Below are 26,119 nucleotides of genomic sequence, written 5' to 3'. Positions count from 1 at the left end.
AATAGGGAATAGGGAATAGGGAATAGGGAATAGGGAATAGGGAGTAGGGAGTAGGGAATAGGGAATAGGGAGTAGGGAATAGGGAATAGGGAATAGGGAATAGGGAATAGGGAATAGGCAATAGGGGGAATTTACCCGTCCATCCGAACTGCGATCGCATTCTGGGAGTAGGGAGTAGGGAGTAGGAAAAAGAAGCAATCCAAAATCCATTCACGAAGTGTGTCCGAAGGACATAATCTAAAATTCAAAATCAAAAAGTCATATCATGTTCATAATCCCAGCATTTACCATCGTGCCACATTCGATCGGTATGCTTGCACTGTGATTCGCTATTAATCCAAGGGATTGATGTGGGAAATACGGAAACGGGTTGAAAAAGCAAAGACAATATAAAGTGTACGGTGCAAGAACCACACACTATTAATAAAGCCATAATTACAGTACTAACAATAATTCTACTGGGATTCCAGAAAGTAGTATTTGCTCTGGGAGCTTGAAGTCTAGAGCGCATAGTCATTTATAATTTTAATATCGTGATGTCGTTAAATTGGGTGGTGTCACAGCCTTAAAAAAGCAGAATTATTTGCACCACAAGGATTTTTTAAACAATATCTCAAATACGTTTCTTAAAAAGTTCAGTTATTTGTCTGTCAATATTGACATAATGTTTTCCCAAATTCACAGGTCTTATCCGTGGTTTTTACTAAATAAAAATACTTATTATTCTTTTTTTAAAGATTAAATATAGAACTCTCCACACTTACGGTGTTGATATGTTAAGCAAAAACTATTTATATTGATAGTCGTATAAACACTGCTTTTAAGGTAAACTGCTTTCTTGAAAAAGATATATATCAGGATATCTCTGCATGATTGACCTCTATACCTTTACAACACCCAACGGTCGTAAAGCTTCCATAATGTTGGAAGAAGTCGAAATTCCTTACAATGTTCACAAAATTGATATCACTAAAAATGACCAGTTTACACCCGAATATATAGCAATTAATCCTAATAGTAAAATTCCCGCAATTGTAGATCGAGATACTGATACCACAGTCTTTGAATCAGGTGCAATACTTATGTACCTAGCCGATAAAACAGGTAAATTATTACCTAAAGAACAAAAAGCTCGCTATCAAGTAATAGAATGGCTGATGTTGCAAATGGGTAGTATAGGTCCGATGTTTGGACAACTCAACCACTTTAAAAAATATGCTCCAGAACAGATTCCTTATGCTATTCAACGTTATGAAAAAGAAACCCTCCGACTTTACGGAGTGCTAGATAAACAGCTTTCAAATCAAGAATACATTTGTAACGACTATTCCATAGCCGATATAGCTACCTTTCCTTGGGTAACAATCTACGAATTCCAAGGAATGACACTCGATAACCATCCCAACTTAAAAAGATGGCACGACACCATGTCAAATCGTCCAGCAGTGCAGCAGGGTATGAAGGTTCCGTAGGGGATGGGGAGATGGGGAGATGGGGAGATGGGGAGTTATGAGTTACACCTTTAAATTTTGACCTTAATTACTCCTAATTTCAATCCAAAATTCAAAACTTGTGCTGATGCTTCGGCTTACCTCGACTTACCTCGACTTACCTCGACTTCGCTCGGTACAAGTCGCTCGGTACAAGTCGCTCAGCACTAAACTTGCCGAAGTATCTAAAATTAAATAACTCCTAACTATTCAAGTATTTCTCAACACAACGGACAAAAATCTCGACTCCCATTGCTAATGCGGTTTCGTCAAAGTCGAAGCGGGGATGATGATGAGGATAAGCTAAATCTTTTTGGGGATTTGCGGAACCTAAAAAGAAGTAACAACCGGGAACTTCTTGTAAAAAATAGGACATATCTTCACCACCCATTGTTTGGCATTCTGGGACTATTCCTAAAGGTGTTTCCACAACCTCTGCTGCTACACTCTGTACTAATTCCGCCATCTCGGCATCGTTGATTGTCGGTGGGTAAAGTCCCCAGTATTCCAAGTCATAACTAGCACCTTGGCTCTGACAAATTCCCGCAATTACCTGCTCGACTCGCTGCTGAATAAATCCTTTGAGTTCGAGATTAAAATACCTTACCGTACCGCTCATTCTGGCAGTATCGGCGATTACATTACCCTTTGTTCCTGCGTGGAGTTCTCCTACCGTGACCACAGCGGAATCAATGGGGTTAACGTTACGAGCCACAATAGTTTGTAAAGCATTGACAACTTGAGCCGCAACTACCACAGAATCAACAGTTTGGTGAGGAATTGCACCATGTCCACCTTTACCCAAAATTGTACAGTGAAACGACTCTACCGCCGCCATCAAGGCACCAGCGCGAACACCTACGGTTCCTAAAGGTAAATTGTTCCATAGATGTAGACCAATAATTGCATCCACGTCAGGATTTTTTAATACCCCAGCTTCAATCATTGGTTTAGCACCACCGGGTCCTTCTTCAGCAGGTTGAAAGATGAATTTAACAGTACCAGCGAAACGATCGCGATGTTCTTGTAAATATTTTGCCGTACCAAGCGCGATCGCAGTATGTCCATCATGACCGCAAGCGTGCATTACTCCATCGTGTTGCGAACAATAAGATACTTGGTTAAGTTCTTGGATTGGTAAAGCATCCATATCCGCACGAATTGCCAATACTCGGCGATCGGATGCGGATTTACTACCTTTGATAGTTGCGACAATACCCGTCTTGGCAATACCCGTTTGATGTTCAATTCCCCATTCCGACAACTTCTGAGAAATAAACTCGCTCGTAATTTCTTCTTTAAAGCCCAACTCAGGCTTTTGATGAATTAACCTGCGCCATTCTATAATTTGTGGATGTAGCGAAAGAATATCTTGTCTAACCCGAGATAAATCGGCAGATGCACTTGGAAATGTAGAAACCATAAAGAATTTTGGATTTTAGATTTTAGATTTTAGATTGAAGTTTAAAAGTTAAGAGTGATGAAATCGTATGTAGTGTCCGCTCCGCAAGCTCCTTGACTGTTTAATAAACAATTACCCATTACCAATTACCAATTACCCATTACCCATTCCCAATTACCAATTAAATAATTTTTCTAATTCTAAGTCAGATGCGGCTTGCGCTAATTCATCTAAATCTAAAGGATTGTTTAAATACGGTAAGCATCCTAAAACGGGGATATTCGTTAAGGATTCAATCATATCTATTGGTGTCCAGTCGGTAATTTGTTCGGGTGTTAAGGGCTGCTGACAATTTAAAATAATTCCTAGAAGCTTTACTTTGCACTGTCTTGCTAAAGCTACATTGGCTACCGCTTGAGAAATTGCACCTAATTTTATTGGTACAACCAATACTGTCGGTAAACGCCATTCTCCAGCTAAATCGGCGACAGTAAATTCATCAGTAACCGGCGAACCCAAACCACCTAAAGCTTCTACTAATAAGAAATCACAGCTTTGTTGTAATTTAGTAAAAGTTTGCCAAACTATACCTAAATCTACCTCTTTATTTTCCTTAGCTGCGGCGATTGGTGGTGCTAACGGTGCTTGAAAATACAATGGTGTAATCTCAGATTCCGATTGTGATAGGGAAAATAACCGTTGATAAATTTCGCGATCGCCAATTCCCGACTGAATCGGTTTCATGATTCCTAAGCTCAGCTGGGAGCGATATTTTTGTAAATAAGCAGCTAAAGCTGTGGTAAAAACTGTTTTACCTGCTTCGGTATCGGTTCCGGTAATAAATAAAGTCTTCAACAATTTTAGATTTTAGATTTTGGATTACGCTTGAGCTTTCTGTGACAGTTTTTGCTTTATTTAATCATCTTACGTTGCGATCGCGAATTTTTGGAATTACCAATAGAACCATTTCCTACTCCCTACTCCCTACTCCCTACTTAAGGAATTGTCGAATTCGATTCAGATTCCGGTGTTGGTTCCACAGTAGGGCTATTTTGTTCCTCAGAAGGAGTTGGTTTGAGAATGGAAGGAACCTCGATCGGTGGTAGACGTAGACCGGGGGAGTTTGTCGGTGGTGTCGGTGTTTCTACTGTTGGAGACGGCGTATTTTCCTCAATTGGTGTCGGTGTAGGTGTAGGTGTAGCCACAACTGGTTCTTTCAATCGAACTCTCAAAGTATACTGAGCTTCTTGAATCTCTGGAAGATTGGTTAACTCAATAGTATATTTACCAGTAAAAGGTAATTTTCCTTCATAAAAACTTACTTGCTTCGCTGCATTATCAATCAGTTCTTGATTTGGACCTAAAACTGATAGCGAAACACCGTTTTCTTGAACTAATACTGCTGTTAAACCTTGTTCTTCTTGACCGTCAAAAGTGTACTGAATCGTTTCGTTGGCTTTCAATTTGCCTCTAATGGTGGCTGTATCAGAAGGACCCAAATTCAGTCGCTTGCTAAAAACAATCGGTTCGTTATTAGGTGTCGGTGTTGGTGTTAAAAAGGGTGTCGCAAATGTTTGTGCGGGGGGAGATTGCGTTTGATTTGATGCATTGCGAATACTTCTCACCAAAGCCCAAGAACCTAATCCTGCTAATGCTACTACAGCTGCTGCGATCGCTCCTACCGCCAAGGGATTATCTACAACCTGGTGGTCTTGAGAGGGTGGTACGGGTGCTGGATGACGAGGTGGTGGCTGTACTGGGACAGGTCTCCCACCAACAGCAACTGTTTGCATTCTTGATACATCGGGTTTAGGTGGGGTAGATTGATTTAAAGTATCTAATGCTTCAATTACTTCCCTAACACTTTGATAGCGACCACCCGGTTTATGACTCAACATTCGATTCAAAATTTGAGCAAATCGGGGATTAACCGTTACCCAGCGCTGCCAATTCCAAACTAACAGATTGTCGTCAAATAATTCCGTGGTTTCCTTTGCAGTCAGCAAAACGATCGCACTCACCGCTAAAGCATATAAATCGCTGCTGGGATAAGCTTGACCCGTTTGAATTTGTTCGCTGGGGGAATAACCTGGTTTCCCCACATACGTTTGAGGTGTGATATTTTGCGTACTTAATCGAGTCGCTAATTCCTTAACTACTCCAAAATCAATTAAAACCGGCAACTTATCACTTTGACGCATCATAATATTATCCGGTGAAATATCGCGATGGATAATTCCTTTACCGTGAAGATAATCTAATACTGGTAGCAGAGAACCCATCAATCGCAACACTTCCGCTTCCGTAAAAGCACCACCTACAGCTTTGCGTTCTTCGAGTAACTCGTAGTAAGTTTTCCCCTCGACATAATCCTGGACTAAAAATAATCGCTGGTCTTGTTCAAACTTTTCTCGAAATTGCGGGATTTGCGGATGCTGAATTTGATACAAAATAGCCGCTTCTCTATTAAAAAGCTCCTGCGCTTTTTCCCAAGCAGAAGTTCCTGTAGCGTTGGGAATCAACTCCTTAATCGCGCAAAGTTCATTAAAGCGTCTTTGGTCTTCCGCTAAATAGGTTCTACCGAATCCCCCTTGACCCAAAATTTTAGTAACTTTATAACGATTTTGTAATACAGTGTCAGCACTAATTGGTGGTTGCATAGTCGAGTAATTTTTGTGTAATAGCTTAAATAGAAGAATTTAATTGCACCCCGTAAGTCTGTGTGATGTGCAGTTCCTTCGCGATCGCGTTGTCGCAAAGGTTTCTTGATTCTCACATTTTGTCTAATTTCCCAATATTTAAAAAGATACATAAGCGACCTTTAAGAGAAAATTAAGGTTAGGGGGTTAACAGGTAAAGATAACTACTTAATTGTCTTGAGAATAAGATAAGCGTAGACATTTTAGGCAAATACTATATTTAGATCGATGTTTTTATCAGTTATTCGACTCAATCCAACTTACTATGGGTTCCCTCAAATATTGCCTGTAATCGCAGCATTCATGGAAAATTCTCCGCCATTAATGGTGTTGACAAGCACTCGGACAGGGCTAAACCAATAAAATTCATAACCTACTAATACGGAGACCTGAAAGTATAGCCGCACACCTAATCCATAGAAATGTTAAAATTGTCACATTAAACCTATCAGTGATAGAGACTCCATAACACCATTAATATTCTAAAATATTTAATTATTGTAGAATTTATATAATATAAGTAGTTATACTCAAAAAGACAAATACATTCATATATTAATACATTGATTGCGAATTAAGTGAATGAAGCTAATGTTAAAAGTCTCATACCATTTCCAGTTATCAATAGTTAGGAATTAAAGAAATTTAAATAAAATAAAATATACTTTTACGTCTAAGTAAACTTGGAATGCGATTTTTGGACTTTTGTAAAACCTGTAAAAATAGGAGGTTAAAATAATTCGTAATACCCTTCCCTACGGGACACCTTGCGGTGAACGGGAACACAGAAAGGTGAACGTAATTCGTAATTCGTAATTGAGTTTTGCAACGGGGATTTTACCCCGACGTAAAACGTGCTGCTTGTAGAAGCAGGGGACTTTAACCCCCAAAGTTGGTTAAAGCTAAATTAATATTCGGATATGATTTTTCTTTTTAGAATCAAAAACTAAAAATAGGTCTGGTTAAACTAGTTGATATCAGTTAAGCTGACAGTGGTTTATTTATCTTCGATGATTAGAAAATTCATAGAAATGCGTAGCTTGGTGGGGGAATGTTTCAGCATCTAAACCTTTGTAGGAATGAAGATCTGAAATTTAATTATGCGCGATTATCTAAGTTCAATAAGCAAAATATTAATGATAAAATTGCCATGAATGCACAACGAGGAGCGGCTGTGCTGAGTACTGCCACTTTAAAAATGCAACCAACTCCAACGGGGCTGACAGAAAATCATCGTCTGCGATTGTTCTCAGGCTCTGCAAACTTACAATTATCCCAAGAAATTGCTCGCTATTTGGGTATGGACTTGGGTCCAATGATTCGTAAAAGGTTTGCAGATGGGGAAATTTACGTTCAAATACAGGAATCAATTCGGGGCTGCGATGTCTATCTAATCCAGCCCTCTTGCAATCCTGTGAACGACAATTTGATGGAATTGCTAATTATGATTGACGCTTGTCGTCGGGCTTCTGCGCGACAGGTGACAGCAGTACTTCCTTACTATGGCTATGCTCGTGCAGATCGAAAAACTGCGGGACGAGAGTCAATTACAGCCAAACTGGTAGCAAACCTAATTACCCAAGCAGGTGCAAACCGGATTTTGGCGATGGATTTACATTCGGCACAAATACAGGGTTATTTTGATATTCCCCTAGATCATGTTTACAGTTTGCCGGTAATTTTAGAATATTTGGCGAGTAAGGACTTGTCCGATCTTGTGGTTGTTTCCCCAGATGTGGGTGGTGTTGCTAGGGCTAGGTCATTTGCGAAAAAGCTCAATGATGCACCTTTGGCGATTATCGACAAACGCCGTCAAGCACATAATGTAGCTGAAGTCTTGAATGTCATTGGTGACGTTAAAGGTAAAACAGCGGTATTAGTTGACGACATGATTGATACCGCCGGAACCATCACTGAGGGAGCGCGTTTACTGCGCGAACAAGGAGCGCGTCAGGTATATGCTTGTGCGACTCATGCTGTATTCTCTCCACCTGCAATTGAAAGGCTTTCTAGCGGTTTATTTGAAGAAGTGATTGTTACTAATACAATTCCTTTGAATGATAGTCAAAACTTCCCCCAGCTAGTAAAGCTTTCAGTTGCTAATATTTTCGGAGAAACGATCTGGCGGATTCACGAAGATAATTCTGTCAGCAGTATGTTCCGTTAAATAATTAATCTTAAGCGATCAAATATCAAGGATGAAGTTAACGGTTTTAATCTTCATCCTTGATTTTTTTGTATTTATTCTAACTCCATATTCTCTGGTTTTATCGGCTTTTAAATTTACTAAGTCTCTGACGCTTGTTTTTGAATCTTGACATTTTTACCCCAAGGTTTCACAAATGAAATAGCAATAATTAATAAAAGAGCAGAAGTTTGAGCGATCGCACCAATTAAAACCGCTTTGTGGTCAAATACGTATAAAGGATTTTGCAATGCTTGTAACCTTGATGCTGCGGAAATTGCCGTCATAGTATTCGTCCACGGTCCCAGCCATATGGTACCAGCTACAATCAGCGTTACAGTTCCAATCCATTTTGCGATCACCCAGTAATGCTTAAAAAATCCCCAAATCGTCAGCCAGCAAAGTAAAGCACCGCTAAGTAAAGATAGAATTGCACTGGGAATTATGACAACATCATCTAATAGCTTCAACACCGAGTTAATCGCGTAAAGTTCATCACCGTTGGGAGTATTGCGATTCATCAGCGCGATCGCAATCATGCACAAAGCGGTACCAAACCACATTGCCGCAAATGCAACGTGAAGGGTGATTAACCATTGCTTTTGTTTGACATTTAGCTTTTTCATTTTTTTGATTATTTGATAAATAAATTCTTGTAGTGCCACCCCTGAAGTAGTAGCAATTATTAATTAGTTGGCAAATAGTTAGGTGGCTAACTAAATTATAGAATCATGTTTATAAAAATACTAGACTTTAGACTAGATATTTTTTGCTGGCTGAAATCATCAAAAAATCCGCATAATTACGACTTTATTGGCTTTTTTGCGACTATTTAGCCATTTATTTTCAAAGGCAAAGCTAGTACCACTTTGTGAGATACTCCTAACTGAATGCTGAAAATTTTTGAAGCAATAATTCACCGAACTTTACCTGCTCCAAGCTAAAAGTTGACAACCAATTTTCTGTGGAGACAAAACTAATGACTCATTTCGGTATCATTTGTCCTGCTGAATCTGGACACCTCAATACTTTCATTCCATTAGGAAAAGAACTGCTGCTTCGCGGTCACAGCGTCACAGTCATTGCATCACTAGATGGTCAAAAGAAAGTTACTACAGCAGGATTGGAATTTAAGCCAATTGGTGAGGATATATTTCCTTTAGGAAGCCTGAAAGAACGTTTTGCAGAACTCGGTAAACTCAGTGATTTGGCTGCATTAAAATACACGATAGAACTATTTAAAGATTCAGCAATAAGTGTTCTTAGAGATGCTCCGCAAGTAATTAAAGAAGCTGGTATCGAAGCACTTTTAGTGGATCAAACGTCTTCAGAAGCAGGAACAGTTGCTGAATTGACTGGTATTCCATTCGTTACGGTATGCAGTGCGGTAGTACTCAATAGAGACCCCGATATTCCTCCTTTTAGTACCACATGGAAGTATAGTCCTACTTGGTGGGGGCGTTTACGTAATCAGCTGGGTTATAAAATACTCAGTCAGATTGTTAAACCAAGATATGACGTACTGACCGAGTATCGTCAAAAGTGGAATTTACCTTTGCATTCGAGCGTTAACAAAATCTATTCACCATTAGCTCAAATTAGTCATCAACCTGCTGAATTTGAATTTACTAGGACAACTTTACCCAAGTGGTTTCATTTTACTGGTCCCTATCATTATTCAGCTAGTCGCGAACCAGTTGCTTTTCCTTGGGAAAAATTGACCGGACAACCTTTGATTTACGCTTCGATGGGGACTTTGCAAAATCGTTTGATTAATGTATTTGAGAAAATTGCTTCAGCTTGTGAGGGATTGGATGCTCAATTAGTGATTACTTTGGGGGGTTCAGCGACCCCGGAATCATTACCAGAATTACCGGGAAATCCTTTGGTTGTAAGCTATGCACCTCAACTAGAACTCTTGCAAAAAGCAACTCTAACTATTACTCATGCAGGTATGAATACTACCTTGGAATGTTTAACTAATGGAGTGCCAATGGTGGCAATTCCGGTTGCTAACGACCAGCCGGGAATAGCAGCGCGAGTAGCCTGGACGGGAGTAGGAGAGGTTGTACCTCTAAAGAAATTGAGCGTAGAAAGATTACAGAAGGCTGTTAAGCAGGTTTTAACGGAAGATTCTTATAAAAAGAATGCTTTACGGCTGCAAGAGGCGATTAAGCAAGCAGGTGGGGTGAAGAAAGCTGCCGATATTATCGAGCAGGCGGTGTCTACGGGGAAGCCGGTTTTAGCTCGTGTATAAAAGCTTGGAGTAGGATTTAAGCGAGATGAATTTATTTAAGAGAAAACTGGGTTTATTAGAGAATTTATTCCATATCATCCACGATTTAGGTGGCATGATTGATGTTAATGTTGCTCGGGTTGAAGGAGAAGTTTCGGCGAGTATACTTCAAAAAGCTCTCAATGCTCTGCAAAAGCGTCATCCTTTGTTGCAAGTTCACATCGTTAAGCTAGAAGATGGTGCTTATTTTCAATCGGAAGGTACAATAAAAATACCCCTGTCTGTCATAGATAAGCAAGATGAAAATCAATGGCTACAGGTTGCAGAAGATGAGTTACATCAAAAATTTCCTACTGATACCAGTCCTCTTTGTCGAATGATTTTGTTACGCTCTTCAACGAGTGGTGGTATTAATGAAATTATTTTGACATTTCATCACGCGATCGCAGATGGTACATCGTGCATGAATTTCATTAATGACCTCTTGTTGTATTATGAGAAAATTGCGGTTGGAGAGGATATATCCGAAATCGCTACGATGGAACTTCTACCTCCACTCGAAGAGATGTTAAACAAGAATCTCATTGTCCAAAATAATTTTGAGGAAGCGGGACAAAAACCAGCCCAAGAAACTCCAAAGCCGCAGTTAATTATTGAGAATGAAGCACCTGCAAGTCAGCGACGCACCCATCTTGTAACTCGAATTATTAGTAAAGAAACGACTTTAAGACTGAAAGAACGTTGCAAACAACAGAAAACAACAATACATGGTGCTTTGTGTGCTGCAATGTTATTAGGAACGGCAAAAATTGCTTTTAATAATCAGATATCGCTAAGTTTATCCTGCGGTTCAAATGTCAGTTTAAGGAAATCTTGTCAACCTGAAGTAACTTCTGGATCTATTGGTTGCTTTATATCAATAGTAGAAGAAATTCATAGTTTAGAAGAAAATACTACATTCTGGGATTTGGCACGGGAATGTAAATCAAAAATCACAAATTCTATTAGTTTAGGAACTCCTATAGCTAATATCTGTAGTGAAAGATTGCAATATGTGAATGAAGATATGATTACTCAACTTTCCAACCATAATATGGGACGAAAAAATACAGTAGAAATATCAAATCGCGGTCAATTTAATTTAGCCGATAAATATGGTGAATTAAAACTCAAAGAGTTATATTTTGCCACCGGACAGCATTGGGTTGGTGGTTCTTTTTGGTTGGGTGCAGTAACTTTCCACGAACAGCTATTTTGCACTTTTTCTCATGTAGTTCCTTTAGTCAGTTCTAAAAAAGCACAATTGTTAGCAGATTCTTTTATAGACAATATTTTCCAAGCTTTAAAATCGGAATCTTTAGATTAAGTGTATCAAACAAAATTTCAGTAAAAAATATTAATCAACACTTTTTTAAAGGCGAAAAAATGAAGATTACAATCATCGCAGTTGGTAGTCGAGGCTGCGTGCAACCTTACATTGCTTTAGGAGTCGGGTTAAAAAAGGCAGGTCACGAAGTAAGATTGGCAACTCATGCTATTTTTGAGAAATTTGTTAGTAGCTATGGTTTAAAATTCGCTGCTATAGGAGATAATCCCCAAGAATTGCTCAAGCAAATAGTTGAAAAACTAAAACTTCAAAATAAACTTATTCCTGTAAATCTCTCATTCAAAATCGCATTTTGGCGTACCTTTGCCTCTGGTTTAGATCGGTTGATGAATGATTGCTGGGAGTGTAGTCAAGATGCTGAGGCAATTGTATATTCAGAATTAGCGTTACCTGGTCATCATATTGCTGAAAAATTGGGAATTTTAGCATACGGAGCATATACTCAACCTTTACGTCGTACAAATGCTTTCCGCCATACCCAATCAAATTTTCAATTACCACAAAGTTTTAACTGGTTAACCCATATTTTTGAAGAAGAATTTCGCTGGCAATTTACTCGTAAAAAAATTAACCAGTGGCGAAAAACTATGAACCTATTGCCATTGCCTATTACTGGTTCTTATCGTCAACAGCAACAGCAGCAGGTACCTTTCTTCTATTGCTACAGCCCTTCAGTAATTCCCAAACCATCTGATTGGTCAGAATCGGCATATGTAACTGGTTACTGGTTTTTAGAGCTTGCCTCAGATTGGCAACCACCAGCAGATTTGATAAATTTCTTGGAATCTGGAGAACCACCAATTTACATTGGTTTCGGCAGTATGCGTAGTGGCAATCCAGAAACATTGACAAAGTTAATTTTGGCTGCTCTTGAGCGTACCGGACAGCGTGGAATTATACTTACAGGCTGGGGAGCTTTGAGCAATACTGACTTACCAGATAACGTATTTATGATTGACTCAATTCCTCATAATTGGCTGTTCCCTAAAATGGCAGCAGTAGTTCATCATGGGGGTTCTGGTACAACAGCGGCAGGATTGCGGGCTGGGGTTCCTTCTATAATTGTCCCTTTTGGAGCAGATCAACCGTTTTGGGGGCAAAAAGTGGCTGAATTAGGTGTAGGGCCTGCACCTATTCCTCAGAGAGAACTAACTGTAGAAAAATTAGCGACTGCTATTGAAATTGCGATTTGTGACGAGAAAATCAAGGAGCGTGCAGCAGCTTTGGGTGAGAAAATTCGCGCAGAAGATGGGGTTGAAAGAGCTATAGAAATTATTGATCGCTATCAATTAACTAATAAAAATACAGGTTTGGAATAAAAAACTTCAATGCTTTTTATTCCTTAAATATCCCGCATCGCAGAAGTTCCAGCGCTTAACTTACTAAGTAACTTAATAAACGTTTGCTTCTCCGTAGCGGTGAGATTGGACATCATATTAGTAGTGCGACAAAAATGGTCTGGGAGCATTTGTGTAATTAACTCGCGTCCCTTATTAGTCAAAATAATTGTCAGCTTGCGTCTATCTTGGGGATAAGGCTGGCGTTTAACTAAATCTTCTCGTTCCAATCCATCAAGTAGACCCGTGATTGTAGCGCGAGTCACATTTGCACGTTCGGCAAATTCGGATGGTGTTAATCCTTTTTCTGAAGCAGCAAATAATTGAATTAGCAGCGTGAATTTACCCATTGAGAGATTATAGCGGGCAAAATGAGCTTCCATTGCTTGGTGAACTTCTGCGGTGGTATCTAGGAAAGTTAGACAAGCTTCTACGGAGGATATCTCTAATTCTGGGAATTGTTGAGCAAGTTGTGCTAGTGCTTGATGATTGGGTAAACCACGGGATGTAACCATGAATGCGAGATGTAGTACAATAAATTACACTATCTAGGTAAATAGCCAACGTCCAGCTAAGTCATTACGAGTCAACAATGAAGTTGATATTCAAGGCTATTTAATTTTTTAACATATCTCGAAATATTAGCGCCAATTTATTTAGTACCTTTAAAACCAAATTGTTATTAGATTATTTTTGTATAAAGACATAATATGTACGACAAAATAAGAGAAGAAGACGCAGCTAGTCCATATACATCTAGCGATCGCTTAGAAAAATTAGCACGAATGAATGGAAATTTAGCGATGATTGTTGCTAAAAATCCTGCGACTCCACCGGAATTATTAGCTAAATTATATTGGAATTCTACTCCATTCTCATCCATGAGAAGAAATATAGTTTTAAATCCTAATGTACCTATTGATCTTATCTGGCAGTTAATACTTGAATTTCCCCAAGAAATCTTATCTAATCCTATTTTTAACGATTTGCTTAAGTCAAATCCGGATTTAGTAAAAGAAAGTCCAGATGAAACATTCATAAATCTCTTGAAATCAGAACATATACCTGATTTATTCCTAGATTATGCATCAAAACAAACAGATAGACGAATTGTATTATCTATATTAATGAATCCAAAAACCTCTTTAACACATTTAGTTAATCTATTTGAAAAATTTTCTTCTTTATATTATGAAAGAAATAGCTCATCAAATGAAGATCGAGATAATTGGGATATTTTATTTAATATCGACAATCATGTAAGTTGGGAGCAAGAGCTTAAACCGGAATGGCAAGATGAAGTTTTAAGCTATATTTTTAAAGCTCATTATGTTGACCCAAATGATAAGCAATACTTAACAAAACTATTAAAAGCGGAAATTGATGATTTATCTCAATATGTAGTCAATGATTCTTTTGCTGATTCAACTTATAAAAATATTTGTCGTCAATTTTTAGAAAAAACTTCATCGATATTACAGCAACAACAGAAAACTTCAGATATTGAAGAAAAGTTATCCTTGGCTAAAACAACTAAAAATATTAAAACATTCACTCAACTACTAAAAGAGTCAGATAAGGATTTTGAAATAAAAAAAGCAATGCTAACAAATCCCAATCTTCCTCAGAAAATATTAGTTGAGATTTTAGATAGGTTAATGAAAAGAACGAACTGCATTAGTCTTATTAAGTATGATTCGTTTCGACAAGCTCTCAAACAAGCTAAAATTCCCAGTCAAATTTTAGAACAAATGGCGGAACAAAAAGATGAGGAATGGCACTTGTTTGTTGCCGAGCATCCTAATACACCGAATCATATTCTTGAAAAATATGCTCAATCTTCTAATAATAAACTCATTTGTAATGTTGCTAAAAATTCAAATACGTCTAAAAATATTTTCTCTCAAATAGCTGATATTGATGACTGGGATATACAATATGCTATAAAGAAAAATCCCAGTACTCCTGTATCGTTATTAAAAAAGTTAGCTAGTCACAATAAATTTTCTGTAAATGAACACATAGCTCATAGTCCAACTCCTTCCGGTAAAGAAATTGAAATTTTAGCTCAAAACCCTAGTAACGATTTTCGTTTATCATATCAAGACAACACACCTACAGAAATATTAAAAAAAATCGTTCTACGTGCAGACCATTCTCGTACACTTATGCATATTGTCCAAAATCCAAATAGTGATGATGAAATTTTAGAAATTTTAGCTGAAGATATTGACTATGAAGTCCGTTTTTTCGTTGCTAGAGATGCCAAAACACCACTACATATTTTAGAAAAACTAGCTGAAGATTCTAATGATGAAGTTCGTTATGAAATATTAACAAATCCCAACTTTACTAGAGAGGCATTTTTAAGATTATTTCGTCAAATATTTGGTATAGAAAACTATTCTTTAGGTGGTTTATTGCTTTTATTAGCTCCTAATGTTTCCCCTGTTTTCCTTGAAGAAAATGCTGACTCTCTATTATGGATTGAACGCTATGTAATTGCCATACATCCTCAAACATCTGTTGATATCTTGCAACGTCTCGCTAAAGATACGAATAGATATGTTCGTGCAGCCGCTTTAGAACGGTGTTAAAAAAGGTGTGTTGTCGCAAATCGCAACGCACCTTACAATAATTTAACTTGTCAATCTTTGCTTTAATTCGGCTTCTAATTGTTCATCCGTGCTAACTACTACTCTATTGGGTTTTGCTCTAATAATTGAAAGGTAATGTTGAAATGCATCTTCGTCTTGAGGATGGGATTTTATGTATTTTCGCAATTCTGCTTCGGTTAATTGCTTGTAATCTAAATTACTCATTGTAAAATTATTTCTCCATTAGTTAAAATTTCTACTTGGATTGTTTCTCCTATTAGCACCACTATTCTTTGAGTTCTGGTGTCGAATCTGGTTAATTCAACGGTTTTAAACAGGTTACTTGTTCTTACGCATAATCTGTAGAAAGATTTTAATTGTTCCGGAGTTGGTTCCACTGGCTTAAACTACTCCTTTACCTTTTATACTAAATGCCTATAATCTAGTTTTCTCATTAATTTTGCATAAAATATCAAAAATTCCGCTTAAAAAAAGTGCGCTATTACAAAAATGATTACAACATTTTATTTATCTGGTTTATGTTGAAGAATGATTTTTTGCAAATAACTCATATCTTCTAATGATTGAGGTGCTGGGTAAATCGTACTATTTGGATTTCTAAATTTATCTAAATAAAATTCAAAAGCTGTTTTATCATCTCGATTATCTAACATATATTGGCGTAACTCTTCTCTGCTCATTGAGTCAAAATCTGGGGTAGCCATTATACAAAACTCCATTCACCATTTTCTAAAATTACTAATTCTATCTCTTCACCAGCTAGAAAATAAATTACTTTTGTCCTTTCATCTAATCGAATAAGACTAATTGTTTGATACATAGTAGTTATGGAAGCACTGAGGACAAAACAAGTTTTTAGCTGTTCCGCTGTTGGTAATCCTACTATATTCATGGTAAATACACCCCGAAAATTTAGCCACTATTTTTATTATCTGATATCTATGACTTGCAAAGCATTACAAAAAAAGGTGCGTTGCGCTCCGTGACAACACACCCTACAAAAATTCGTTTACTCACAACAATTCTTGAAGACGTAGCATTGCTACGTCTCTACAACTTTAAAACCGTTTAATTATCGCTTCGGCAAATTCGGAACATTTCAAAGGTTCCACTTTGGGTTCCATCAATCTTGCTAAATCGTAGGTAACTTTACCCGACGCGATCGCATCTCCCAAACCTTTCTTGATCAAGTCTGCTGCTTCTTGCCAGCCCATAAATTCCAGCATCATGACACCAGATAAAATAACGGAACCGGGATTTATTCGATCTAAACCTGCGTGTTTGGGTGCTGTTCCGTGAGTTGCTTCAAATATCGCCGCATCATCGCCAATGTTCGCACCGGGTCCCATCCCCAATCCGCCAACAATAGCCGCAGCTGCATCTGATAAATAATCGCCGTTGAGGTTCATTGTTGCCAAAATTGAATACTCGTCGGGACGGGTTTGGATTTGCTGGAAAATACTATCGGCAATGCGATCGTTTACCATGATTTTCTCTTTCCACTTACCGTTACCGTGACTATCCCAAATTGAGTTAAAAACTGTTTCTACTTCCTTGACAATTTGCTCTTTCTTCTCTGGTGTCAGGGAATCGTAACCGGGGTCAACCATACGAGCATTTTCTTCGGAAGAAATATCGGATTTATTTTCTTTGTTGCTCAAAATCCAAGATTCCCGCTCGGTAACGCATTCGTCGCGAAATTCAGAAGTTACTAATTCATAACCCCAATCGCGAAAAGCTCCTTCGGTGTACTTCATAATGTTGCCTTTATGCACCAAAGTCACCTGTTGCTTTTCCTTGGGCAACTGTAAAGCTTGTTTAATAGCGCGACGTACCAAACGCTGGGAACCCGTTTTACTGATGGGTTTAATCCCAATTCCAGAATCGAGAGGAATTTGCTTTTTACCATGTTCGGGAGTCGCGGGAATCAATTCTTCATTCAGCAGCTTGATCAGCTTTTTGGCAATTTCATCTCCTTGCTTCCACTCAATTCCCAGATAAATATCCTCAGTATTTTCTCGATAAACTATCACATCGAGCTTTTCCGGGTTTTTGTGTGGTGAAGGTGTACCGGGGTAGTAGCGACAAGGACGCACACAAGCGTAAAGTTGAAAAATTTGTCGTAGCGCTACATTCAAAGAACGAATTCCACCACCGACGGGAGTAGTTAAAGGTCCTTTGATCGCCACACCATACTCTTTAATTGCCGTCAAAGTATCCTGTGGTAAATACTGATAAGTTCCGTATAAATCGCAAGCTTCATCACCCGCGTAAACCTTGAACCAGTTAATTTTGCGCTTACCGTTATATGCCTTCTTTACCGCAGCATCCATAACTTTTTGCGTAGCGGGCCAAATATCAATACCCGTACCATCACCGCGAATAAAAGGAATAATCGGATTATCGGGAACTTGTGGCTCTCCCTTTACAAAAGTAATCTTTTCTCCACTTGTAGGGGCTTTAATTTTTTCGTACATAGTACACTCCTTTGGGATTAGACAGCAAGATTTATAGCTTAGTCAATTTCTACCTTAAGAGAAAATTTAGAGCTAAAAAGACTAGCAAATTCTGTTTTATCTTGCTTTCATTAAACTAGGAGATAAAAATTTTTAGGTTCGGTCTTGTTCGACTAATGTAGATATTAAGAGGTGCTTTATTCCTTGAATATACAGCAAAATTGGGAATTGGAGCATGGGAAATTGTCAAATAGCTCAATAAAAAGTTAGCGCGGGAAAAAGTTATGAGCATAAGTTATCAGTTCGTGAGAAAATGTTCCACTAGACGGGCGAGACGCACGTAAGCTGTAGCAGCAAAATATTTGTCAAAGAGGTGCGATTTGCCCTCTGACAATTGGCTATAAGTTGAAAAGCCGTCTTTGCTTTACAAAAATAGCCCTAAAGCTTGTTCATTAATTGAATTGCTCACGACTAAAAGCATGACAGACCCAAAGATTCAAGAAAGTACTAGTAACAGCGATTTCGACTCCCAACTGAAGCAGTTAATCGCAGGGTCTGAAAGAAACCAGAAGGAATTAGTGGAAAAACTAGCCGATTCTGGGACAGAAGGATTAAAGGTGTTGATGGAGTTTTTATCGAAGCGTCGAGATATTCCAGCAAATGTAGTAGACGGTAAAGTCTATCAAGTTCTTTATCAATCGGATTTTCCCGAAATTAAAGAATTTTTACAAATTAATTTTCCTCAAGGAATTGTACCGCTCAAATCGGATTGCAATATTGATTACACCGACTTACAGAGACTATTGGCAAATCAAGAGTTTCAAGAAGCCGACCGTTTGACGCTACAAAAGATGTGTGAACTTTCCGGAGAGGAAGCAGTAAAAAGGAAATGGCTGTATTTTACCGAAGTAGAAAAGTTTCCGATCGCCGATTTACAAACAATTGACAAGTTGTGGTTAATTCATTCCGAAGGTAAATTTGGCTTTTCTGTACAGCGGGAAATGTGGTTGGGTTTAAGGAAAAATTGGGAAAACCTTTGGGTCAAAATCGGTTGGAAAAATGGTAATAATTGGACGCGCTATCCTAATGAATTTATCTGGAATTTAGACGCACCCAGAGGTCATTTACCTTTGTCTAATCAATTGCGTGGGGTAAGGGCAATTTCTTCTTTGTTCTCACATCCGGCTTGGGAAAAGTAAAGATCAAAGGTTAAAGGTTAAAGGTCAAAGGTTAAAGGTTAAAGGTCAAAGGTTAGTAGTTAGGGAACATTTATTGCATTGTAAAAATATATATTATGTAGTGCGAGCATCTTGCTCGCTAGTGTCAAAATTTAGGCTTTACAAATCAATTGCTTATAGAGAAAAATATAAATGACAAATACAGGTAAACGAGAATTCTATGTAATTATTGAGCGCGATGAAGATGGATTCTATGTTGGGGAAGTTCCGCAACTCAAAGCTTGTTATTCTCAAGGACAAACTATTGATGAATTGATGGAAAATATTAAAGAAGTTATAGAACTTTGTTTAGAATAAAAAAGTGATGAAACAATATCATAATTTTTAGCAATTACCAATCCAAAATCTAAAATCTAAAATCTAAAATCGACAAATGGCAAACGTTACTTTAGAAAGCATTAAGCGTAAATTTAATAACGTCACCGCTATCGATGACATTACTTTCACTATTCCCGATGGTGAGTTTTGGGTTTTGGTAGGACCTTCTGGTTGCGGTAAGTCTACTATTTTGCGAACTATTGCGGGCTTGGAATCTGCTACATCCGGCAATCTGTTTATTGGGGATAAATTGATGAATAATGTCCCTGCAAGAGCGCGAGATGTCGCAATGGTTTTCCAAAATTATGCCCTGTACCCCCATATGAGCGTCGCGCAAAATATCGCCTTTGGGTTGAAAATGCGGAAATTTGACTCAAAGTTGATTCGAGAAAGAGTAGAAACTGTAGCGCGATCGCTATCTTTGGAACATCTACTCGATCGCAAACCCAAGCAGCTTTCGGGAGGACAGCAACAACGGGTAGCTTTGGGAAGGGCGATCGCACGTCAGCCCCAGGTATTCTTATTAGATGAACCTTTGTCTAATTTAGACGCGCAATTACGAGACGATACGCGGGCTGAGTTAAAGCAGCTACATCAAAATATCGGTATTACTACTGTATATGTCACTCACGACCAAGTGGAAGCGATGACGTTAGCGGATAAGATTGTAGTGCTGAGTGGCGGACGTGTTCAGCAAATTGGCGAACCGCAAAGTATTTATGCTCATCCCGCGAATCGAATGGTGGCTACTTTCTTGGGAAATCCACCAATGAATATTATACCGGCGAAGTATACTGCTGCGGGTTTTGATATAAATGGTCAATTATTAACAATTCCTGAAAATATCAATCAGAAATTGCGCTTACCACAAGGACAAATTTTTGATTTAGGTATTCGTCCAGAAGATATCCAAATCAGTGATGAAGCTCAAGCCGAATTGCAAGTAGAAATTAAATTAGTCGAACCTTTGGGAAGAGAAACATTGATTCGTGTTGCCGTACTCGGTACCGGGATAATATTAAACGTGCAAACCAGTGGAAATATACGTTTTAATGTCGGCGATAAATTGAATTTAAAATTAGATTTGCAAAAATTATTTTTATTTGATTCCGCTACCGGAGATAAGTTGTATCCGTGAATTGGGAAAGTTAGGAGTTAGGAGTTAAGAGTTAGGAGTTAGGAGTTATTTAACCTTTGACCTTTGACCTTTAACCTTTATATTTGTATTTTATAGACTTGTATTAGATAAATCCTATATTTAATCTTTTTGTATTCAACTAAATCACCCTCACTCTGGAAGAGTGGGGCTACCCAAACAAAGCCCACCTGCGTGGGCTGAATTAAGCGCATCTTTATAAAGAAATGATATTAAACCCGCCTGCGCGGGTTTTGCTTGTGTAGCCGCGTTCACCGAAGGTGTGTCGGAGGCATATTCAATCGTCAACTACGGCATATCTAATCATCAATTAATAATACAAAATCCTTGTACCAACTCCCATGCAGCCTAAACCGAATAATTTACTCAAATTTACTCCTTTAATCGGCGGTATTCTGATCGTTGCTACTGGCTTTTTCAGTTTAAATTTTTATTCTCGAAGCGGTAATAAAGGCAATAATACAGCTTTTATCAAAAAGACAGTATCACCTCAAAATTTAGAGCAGTTTTGTCAGAAATATCAAACTGTAAGTAGAAATTTACAGCCTTGGGATGAAGATTTATCTCAATCAAAAGTATTGGTAAAAACATCAGCCGATGCAAATGTTCCTCTTTCCTTAGATGCCGTACCAATACCAGAAATTAACGATGAAGCAAGAAAAGCTAAAGTACCGATCGCAATGTATCACGATATTTTACCTAAGAAAGAGGTATTTTTTGATGTTACCCCGGAAGAATTAGAATCCCATTTTGAGTTAATTAAATCTAAGGGTGTAACTCCGATTAGTTTCGATCAATTAATTATTCATTTACGTACCGGATCTGCATTACCAAAAAAACCGATTCTATTAACTTTTGATGATGGTTACGGTGGACATTATGAATACGTTTATCCGCTACTTAAAAAGTACAATTATCCGGCAGTTTTCTCAGTTTATACGAAAAATATGGGTATTAATACGGGTCGCTCCCACGTTACATGGGAGCAACTTAAAATTATGGCTGCTGACCCTTTAGTAACTATCGCTGGTCATAGTAAAACCCATCCACCAGATTTAACTAAATTATCTGATGAAGAAGTTGTTCGCGAAATAGTTGAATCCAAGGAATTACTAGAGAAAAATTTGGGTGAACCAATCCGCTACTTTACTTATCCAACTGGTAAAAATGATGAACGGGTGAGAAAATTGGTAGATTCCGCTGGATATATCGCAGCTTTAGCAATGAACGATCGCGATGAAATGTTTGCTGGAGAGTCAGATAATTTGTTTGCGATCGGACGCTTCGGTCAGTCTCGTTTACAAGAATTAGTCGATCGAGCTTCGGGAGGAAAAGAGCTAACTTGTTCGCAACAAATACAGCCAAAATCACAGCCAATCCCGAAAAGCTGATACTTCATCTACACCAATTTCAAAGAATGTTGCTTTACCAGGAGGAGGATTTACGCGGATTCTAGCGCTTGAAGCAAGGGGTTCAAGTTTCATCCCTAACTGTACAATATTGCTGACTATATGCCAGTAAGTCACTATGTCGGGAGTGTGAATCACTAATGTTAAATATTCAGTGTCAATGGTTAGATACCAAAAACAATTTGATAGTAATGCTTGTGTAATACCGTCACAAGTTTCATAGAAACATTTCCCGGTACTTCTTTCTAGTTCTAAAAGTAACATTTTGTCGCGTTTTGTTACTTCTGTCGGCGGTAAATCATCCGCATGAATGAACGATTTATTCATAATAATACAAGCCCTCTGTATCTAATCTCAGTTAGGTTAATTGGGCAACAATATGCTGATTGGTTTACGAATTAAAAGAATTAAATTCTCTTAATTTCCTGTTAGAAACGGTTTTGAGTTAGAGAGATAATTATTCCTGATTGATTCCGCAGAATTCTTTTTTCCCAATGCATAAATCGGGTCTTTCTATTTAATACAATATCGCCAAAGGAATAATTTACTATTACCACTACCCCGGAGTAGAATTTTCGGCACCGAATTGAATTTGAGCAATCGCTTTATTTAGAAACCCATTGCAAATCCAGCCACATACGCGGGTCGGATTGTTTGATCTTTGACATTGGGTCTCGCAGTAAACGCGAAGCATTGCGAAATACGACCTCAACTAATCCCATATTTTCCGCAACATCCATGAGTATTTTTTTGTGATTTTGTATGTAACACATTGTTTCCTCCGGACAATAAATCCCTAAATGTCGCAAGCGTTTAGGAGGTCGTCCCCAGTAAATTGTAATTACTTTCACATAACAGCCATCAAGTACCTCTCCTACTTTTGGATAGTACTCATTAATGACTCGAATAAATTCTTTAGCAAGAGCCTCTTCGCTAATCATTTGACAACATTTTTCTGTAGATTATAAGGCATTATTAATATAACATATTATGCATTACAATAAATATGACTATTGAATGATTTTTAGATTATTAAAAGTTTGTTAATAGCAAAAATACGTGTTTTATCGCAAATTAATAATAAATCAGTTTGACTGTCATTAATGTTTTGTATTATTTAAGATACTCGGAGACAGAGCTTGGGAACCAGAAAAACAGTAAAAAAAAGGTTTTCTTACTAGAAGAAAACCCGAACAAACGTGCAAAACTAATTTTTAAACTACGAACTATGTTATCGAGAATTACGCTCGCAAACTAATACTTCTGCGAGTAATTCCGGGAGATCGGTAAGGTCGGTATATCCTTCACAACCGCGAATTGGCGAGATGAATGTGTAGTTGGGGTCGCATTCTGCGGTATCGTAAACTTGGAAGTACCATTTATCGGGAAAACCTGCGATCGCAATTTCGATAGTATACCAACTTTGACTTAGGAGGCGACAATCAATTACTGTAAACCAGTCTCTATATTCAGCGGAGATATTCCATTCTGTAATCAGAAATTCTAAAGCAATTTTTTGTGCCTCATCTGCCGTCAACAGCATTTTTACTCCTTCTTTGGAACTTCAGGGTAAAATCCTAATTGTTTAGATAATTCTCGTGCAATGTGAATTAAAAACTTCGCACCATCTTCATTGCCGTTATGAGCAAATGATGTTGCAACCTGCATCATTAACTTGATAAAATCTGCATCTAATAGCTCAGAATTAGCTTCTATAAGTTCTGGTTCTTGACCGTTAGGACATTTTAATAGTTCTTCGATTAAACTATAATACTGATTTTGACGTACTTCTGAAGACATAATATTTTTTACTCTTATTACTACTTTTCAAATTGCTGCCATAACTTTTCCAACATTTCTACTTGTTGTTGATGCATATTAGCGCGGAAAACTAAATATCTGTCGTATAAATAAACTGCAACTCCTATACAAAATGGTAAAAGTAAAAAAAGCCATCTCCACAAATGAAGAATTTGATAGTTATTAGATAAACTTAGTTTTGTTGCATTTGCATCATTTGTCAAAGAACTAATTTCTAATCCAGGTGCGGATTCGCTTTTTATACTTTGATGATATGAAGGTATATGCTGCATTTCTATAAACTTTAGATGTTGCTCCCATACCATCCCAAATACTGCTAAGCTGGGAAAAAGCACCGTTAGAGTAATTAAACAAACAGCAAATATATTTACAAGTTTTAATTTCATCATGGCTTTTTTAATTGCGTAAACTGAAGCCAATGAAACAGTATATAAGTGTAGATTTTGTATACTGTCGTAGGTTTTGATGTTTAACTAAATAAAAATGAATATCTAAGATTGTGTAGATAGATGATTGACACGCAGTCTTTATATAGAGGGTTTTAAGAAGCCCCCCCGAATTAACGGAGGGGTAGAGGGGAATCTCTGCGTAAATCCTATAGCTGTTATATCAGTCAGCTTCCAGGTGAAGACTCATGGCGATCGCCCTTGAAATTATTAGATTAATTAGGGTTGTACTCAAGCACTTACAATTCAATCATGGCAAGGATTTAAGATTTTTTTTGGGTATGGGTTCTAGTATTTTTAGGTAGGGGTGCTAGTACTTATAAAGTGGGGTTCGATCTTTTTTGTACTCGTTATAAGAGCTATTAGATAGATATTAAAGAAGCTGCAATTATTGTTTTACAAAGGTTTTGAGAATCAATTGTTGATTTAACGTTCCCAAACCTATTCGTTTTAGCAGAAATCAAAACAATATTTGCTCGACGAAAAGTAGCGCGACTATCTGCGTTGTCAGTCATCAAATATCTACTTGAAGATAGTTAAAGTTTGGAATTTTGCTCTAAATAACATAAAATGGTAGAGACGCAAAATCGGAAAGATTTCGGCGATCGCTTTAAAATTATTAATATTTCTTAATATTTCATTTATTAAAAAAGTATTAAAACTAACATCTTGCATCAGTTGCAATAATCGGCAAGCCGAGCATCCAAATCCTGGAAACGAGAGTATAGAGCCTCTTTTTGTTATTAAGAATGGTGCAAGAAGTAAGTATAAAATAAACAATTTTGTTTACAACAAATACAGTAAAGGGTTGAAAGAAATGCGAATTGCTCACGACATCACACAACTTATCGGTAGAACACCATTAGTTGAACTCAATAAAATTCCTCAACAGGCAGGATGCGTTGCCAGAATTGTGGTGAAGTTGGAGGGAATGAACCCAGCAGCTTCGGTAAAAGACCGCATTGCTGCGAATATGGTCAAAACCGCAGAAGAACAAGGATTAATTGAACGCGGAAAAAGCATTTTAGTAGAACCAACATCTGGTAACACGGGAATCGGATTGGCAATGGTGGCGGCTGCACTTGGCTACCGTTTGATTTTGACAATGCCCGAAAGTATGAGTTTAGAAAGACGAGCCATGCTCAAAGCCTACGGTGCTGCTTTGGAATTAACACCAGCCCAAGAAGGAATGCGCGGGGCAATTTCTAAAGCCGAAGAAATTGTGGCTAGTACGGAAAATGCCTTTATGTTGCAGCAATTCAGTAACCCAGCCAATCCCCAAATTCACCGCGAAACCACCGCAGAAGAGATTTGGGAAGATACCGACGGAGAAGTTGATTTTCTCGTTGCTGGTGTCGGTACCGGGGGAACCATTACCGGAGTTGGGGAAGCACTCAAGCAGCGCAAGCCCAGTTTCAAAGTAATTGCGGTAGAACCAAAAAACAGTCCCGTCCTTGGTGGTGGAAAAGCGGGGCCTCACAAAATTCAAGGTATAGGTGCCGGATTTATCCCAGAAGTTCTGCGTAAGGATTTGATTGATGAGATAATTGCCGTTGATGATGAAGATTCGATGGCAATGGGAAGACGTTTAGCAAAAGAAGAAGGAATACTATCGGGTATTTCCTCCGGTGCGGCTTTGTGTGCAGCAATTGAAATCGGCAAGCGTCCGGAAAACAAGGGACGTTTGATTGTGATGATTCAGCCTTCCTTCGGGGAAAGATATTTGAGTACCCCGATGTTTCAAGATTTGGGTAGGGAAGTGGCTACGGTTGGGTGATTTAAGGTCAAAGGTTAAAGGTTAGCTTGTAGGTTGGGTTAGACACGAAAGTAAATTGGTTTATTACCATAAGTAACCCAACATCGATATGCTCGCATAGTCCACGAATCATGATGTTGGGTTACGGCGGAATTAAATGGTTAG

General features: G+C 38.1%; 28 protein-coding genes. 11 read left to right on the top strand and 17 right to left on the bottom strand.

Features of this window, described 5'->3' with window-relative positions:
* Positions 1-250 precede the first annotated feature (250 nt).
* Positions 251-517 carry a hypothetical protein gene (locus VB797_RS02530; RefSeq protein WP_323236048.1) on the bottom strand — a complete coding sequence of 89 codons (267 nt, stop codon included), beginning with the start codon at positions 515-517 and terminating at the stop codon, positions 251-253.
* 352 nt (positions 518-869) lie between these two features.
* Here VB797_RS02530 and VB797_RS02525 point away from each other — a divergent pair, with 352 nt between their 5' ends.
* Positions 870-1,472 (top strand): glutathione binding-like protein, encoded by a 603-nt coding sequence (locus VB797_RS02525; protein WP_323236047.1) that lies wholly within the window; start codon positions 870-872, stop codon positions 1,470-1,472.
* 220 nt (positions 1,473-1,692) lie between these two features.
* On the opposite strand, the gene VB797_RS02520 is transcribed toward VB797_RS02525, so the two are convergent.
* The 3 genes from VB797_RS02520 to VB797_RS02510 all read right to left on the bottom strand — a co-directional run bounded on the left by VB797_RS02520 (position 1,693) and on the right by VB797_RS02510 (position 5,552).
* Positions 1,693-2,913 carry a M20 family metallopeptidase gene (locus VB797_RS02520; protein WP_323236046.1) on the bottom strand — a complete coding sequence of 407 codons (1,221 nt, stop codon included), beginning with the start codon at positions 2,911-2,913 and terminating at the stop codon, positions 1,693-1,695.
* Between the two features lie 153 nt (positions 2,914-3,066).
* Positions 3,067-3,747, bottom strand: a complete 681-nt coding sequence (bioD, locus tag VB797_RS02515; RefSeq protein WP_323236189.1) for a dethiobiotin synthase — start codon at positions 3,745-3,747, stop codon at positions 3,067-3,069.
* A gap of 140 nt (positions 3,748-3,887) precedes the next feature.
* Positions 3,888-5,552, bottom strand: a complete 1,665-nt coding sequence (locus VB797_RS02510) for a serine/threonine-protein kinase (protein ID WP_323236045.1) — start codon at positions 5,550-5,552, stop codon at positions 3,888-3,890.
* A 1,189-nt stretch (positions 5,553-6,741) separates the two neighbouring features.
* Between VB797_RS02510 and VB797_RS02505 the strand changes: the two genes are divergently transcribed.
* Positions 6,742-7,758: a ribose-phosphate pyrophosphokinase gene (locus VB797_RS02505; RefSeq protein ID WP_323236044.1), complete on the top strand. Its 1,017-nt coding sequence runs from the start codon at positions 6,742-6,744 to the stop codon at positions 7,756-7,758.
* Positions 7,759-7,877: 119 nt separating this feature from the next.
* Here the strand turns inward: VB797_RS02505 and VB797_RS02500 are convergent, their stop codons facing one another.
* A complete protein-coding gene (locus tag VB797_RS02500; RefSeq protein ID WP_323236043.1) occupies positions 7,878-8,402 on the bottom strand; it encodes a hypothetical protein in 525 nt (174 codons plus the stop codon).
* Between the two features lie 353 nt (positions 8,403-8,755).
* Here VB797_RS02500 and VB797_RS02495 point away from each other — a divergent pair, with 353 nt between their 5' ends.
* Genes VB797_RS02495 through VB797_RS02485 form a run of 3 tightly spaced genes read left to right on the top strand, consistent with a single transcriptional unit; the run spans position 8,756 to position 12,718 of the window.
* A complete protein-coding gene (locus VB797_RS02495; RefSeq protein ID WP_323236042.1) occupies positions 8,756-10,033 on the top strand; it encodes a glycosyltransferase in 1,278 nt (425 codons plus the stop codon).
* Positions 10,034-10,058: 25 nt separating this feature from the next.
* Positions 10,059-11,378, top strand: coding sequence for a condensation domain-containing protein (locus VB797_RS02490; RefSeq protein ID WP_323236041.1), 1,320 nt, complete (start codon positions 10,059-10,061; stop codon positions 11,376-11,378).
* Positions 11,379-11,437: 59 nt separating this feature from the next.
* On the top strand, positions 11,438-12,718 hold the full coding sequence (locus VB797_RS02485; RefSeq protein WP_323236040.1) for a glycosyltransferase: 1,281 nt from the start codon (positions 11,438-11,440) through the stop codon (positions 12,716-12,718).
* A 23-nt stretch (positions 12,719-12,741) separates the two neighbouring features.
* Here the strand turns inward: VB797_RS02485 and VB797_RS02480 are convergent, their stop codons facing one another.
* On the bottom strand, positions 12,742-13,251 hold the full coding sequence (locus VB797_RS02480; RefSeq protein WP_323236039.1) for a MarR family transcriptional regulator: 510 nt from the start codon (positions 13,249-13,251) through the stop codon (positions 12,742-12,744).
* 195 nt (positions 13,252-13,446) lie between these two features.
* Between VB797_RS02480 and VB797_RS02475 the strand changes: the two genes are divergently transcribed.
* Positions 13,447-15,333, top strand: coding sequence for a hypothetical protein (locus VB797_RS02475; protein WP_323236038.1), 1,887 nt, complete (start codon positions 13,447-13,449; stop codon positions 15,331-15,333).
* A 42-nt stretch (positions 15,334-15,375) separates the two neighbouring features.
* Here VB797_RS02475 and VB797_RS02470 read toward each other — a convergent pair whose 3' ends face one another.
* The 5 genes from VB797_RS02470 to VB797_RS02455 form a co-directional block, all read right to left on the bottom strand.
* Positions 15,376-15,558 carry a DUF6887 family protein gene (locus tag VB797_RS02470; RefSeq protein WP_323236037.1) on the bottom strand — a complete coding sequence of 61 codons (183 nt, stop codon included), beginning with the start codon at positions 15,556-15,558 and terminating at the stop codon, positions 15,376-15,378.
* Positions 15,555-15,731 (bottom strand): DUF6888 family protein, encoded by a 177-nt coding sequence (locus VB797_RS34930; RefSeq protein WP_416350833.1) that lies wholly within the window; start codon positions 15,729-15,731, stop codon positions 15,555-15,557. The genes VB797_RS02470 and VB797_RS34930 overlap by 4 nt, the downstream gene beginning before the upstream one ends.
* 126 nt (positions 15,732-15,857) lie before the next feature.
* Positions 15,858-16,058, bottom strand: coding sequence for a DUF6887 family protein (locus VB797_RS02465; RefSeq protein ID WP_323236036.1), 201 nt, complete (start codon positions 16,056-16,058; stop codon positions 15,858-15,860).
* On the bottom strand, positions 16,058-16,246 hold the full coding sequence (locus VB797_RS02460; protein ID WP_323236035.1) for a DUF6888 family protein: 189 nt from the start codon (positions 16,244-16,246) through the stop codon (positions 16,058-16,060). Before VB797_RS02460 ends, VB797_RS02465 begins: the two co-directional genes overlap by 1 nt.
* A 166-nt stretch (positions 16,247-16,412) precedes the next feature.
* On the bottom strand, positions 16,413-17,831 hold the full coding sequence (locus VB797_RS02455) for an NADP-dependent isocitrate dehydrogenase (protein WP_323236034.1): 1,419 nt from the start codon (positions 17,829-17,831) through the stop codon (positions 16,413-16,415).
* Positions 17,832-18,289: 458 nt separating this feature from the next.
* Here VB797_RS02455 and VB797_RS02450 point away from each other — a divergent pair, with 458 nt between their 5' ends.
* From VB797_RS02450 to VB797_RS02435, 4 genes are all read left to right on the top strand, one after another.
* Complete coding sequence (locus VB797_RS02450) at positions 18,290-19,009, top strand: GUN4 N-terminal ARM-like repeat domain-containing protein (RefSeq protein WP_323236033.1); 720 nt, start codon at positions 18,290-18,292, stop codon at positions 19,007-19,009.
* Between the two features lie 171 nt (positions 19,010-19,180).
* Positions 19,181-19,345 (top strand): type II toxin-antitoxin system HicB family antitoxin, encoded by a 165-nt coding sequence (locus VB797_RS02445; protein WP_323236032.1) that lies wholly within the window; start codon positions 19,181-19,183, stop codon positions 19,343-19,345.
* Positions 19,346-19,421: 76 nt separating this feature from the next.
* Positions 19,422-20,504 carry an ABC transporter ATP-binding protein gene (locus tag VB797_RS02440; protein WP_323236031.1) on the top strand — a complete coding sequence of 361 codons (1,083 nt, stop codon included), beginning with the start codon at positions 19,422-19,424 and terminating at the stop codon, positions 20,502-20,504.
* 359 nt (positions 20,505-20,863) lie between these two features.
* Positions 20,864-21,913, top strand: a complete 1,050-nt coding sequence (locus VB797_RS02435; protein ID WP_323236030.1) for a polysaccharide deacetylase family protein — start codon at positions 20,864-20,866, stop codon at positions 21,911-21,913.
* Here the strand turns inward: VB797_RS02435 and VB797_RS02430 are convergent.
* The 6 genes from VB797_RS02430 to VB797_RS02405 all read right to left on the bottom strand — a co-directional run bounded on the left by VB797_RS02430 (position 21,890) and on the right by VB797_RS02405 (position 24,713).
* Positions 21,890-22,258 carry a hypothetical protein gene (locus tag VB797_RS02430; protein ID WP_323236029.1) on the bottom strand — a complete coding sequence of 123 codons (369 nt, stop codon included), beginning with the start codon at positions 22,256-22,258 and terminating at the stop codon, positions 21,890-21,892. The genes VB797_RS02435 and VB797_RS02430 overlap by 24 nt on opposite strands.
* Before the next feature lie 278 nt (positions 22,259-22,536).
* Positions 22,537-22,872: a hypothetical protein gene (locus tag VB797_RS02425; protein WP_323236028.1), complete on the bottom strand. Its 336-nt coding sequence runs from the start codon at positions 22,870-22,872 to the stop codon at positions 22,537-22,539.
* Positions 22,873-23,162: 290 nt separating this feature from the next.
* Positions 23,163-23,474: a hypothetical protein gene (locus tag VB797_RS02420; RefSeq protein ID WP_323236027.1), complete on the bottom strand. Its 312-nt coding sequence runs from the start codon at positions 23,472-23,474 to the stop codon at positions 23,163-23,165.
* A gap of 2 nt (positions 23,475-23,476) precedes the next feature.
* On the bottom strand, positions 23,477-23,731 hold the full coding sequence (locus VB797_RS02415; protein WP_323236026.1) for a hypothetical protein: 255 nt from the start codon (positions 23,729-23,731) through the stop codon (positions 23,477-23,479).
* Positions 23,732-23,751: 20 nt separating this feature from the next.
* On the bottom strand, positions 23,752-24,141 hold the full coding sequence (locus VB797_RS02410) for a hypothetical protein (protein WP_323236025.1): 390 nt from the start codon (positions 24,139-24,141) through the stop codon (positions 23,752-23,754).
* A gap of 419 nt (positions 24,142-24,560) precedes the next feature.
* Entirely contained in the window at positions 24,561-24,713 is a 153-nt protein-coding gene (locus tag VB797_RS02405; RefSeq protein WP_323236024.1) for a hypothetical protein, read from the bottom strand.
* 302 nt (positions 24,714-25,015) lie between these two features.
* Between VB797_RS02405 and cysK the strand changes: the two genes are divergently transcribed.
* Positions 25,016-25,975 carry a cysteine synthase A gene (cysK, locus tag VB797_RS02400; RefSeq protein WP_323236023.1) on the top strand — a complete coding sequence of 320 codons (960 nt, stop codon included), beginning with the start codon at positions 25,016-25,018 and terminating at the stop codon, positions 25,973-25,975.
* Positions 25,976-26,119 lie beyond the last annotated feature (144 nt).

The sequence above is a fragment of the Rivularia sp. UHCC 0363 genome (assembly GCF_034931125.1).
GTDB lineage: Bacteria > Cyanobacteriota > Cyanobacteriia > Cyanobacteriales > Nostocaceae > Rivularia.
Note: the sequence above shows the minus strand (reverse complement) of the source record. Positions and strands in the feature narration are given on the sequence as shown.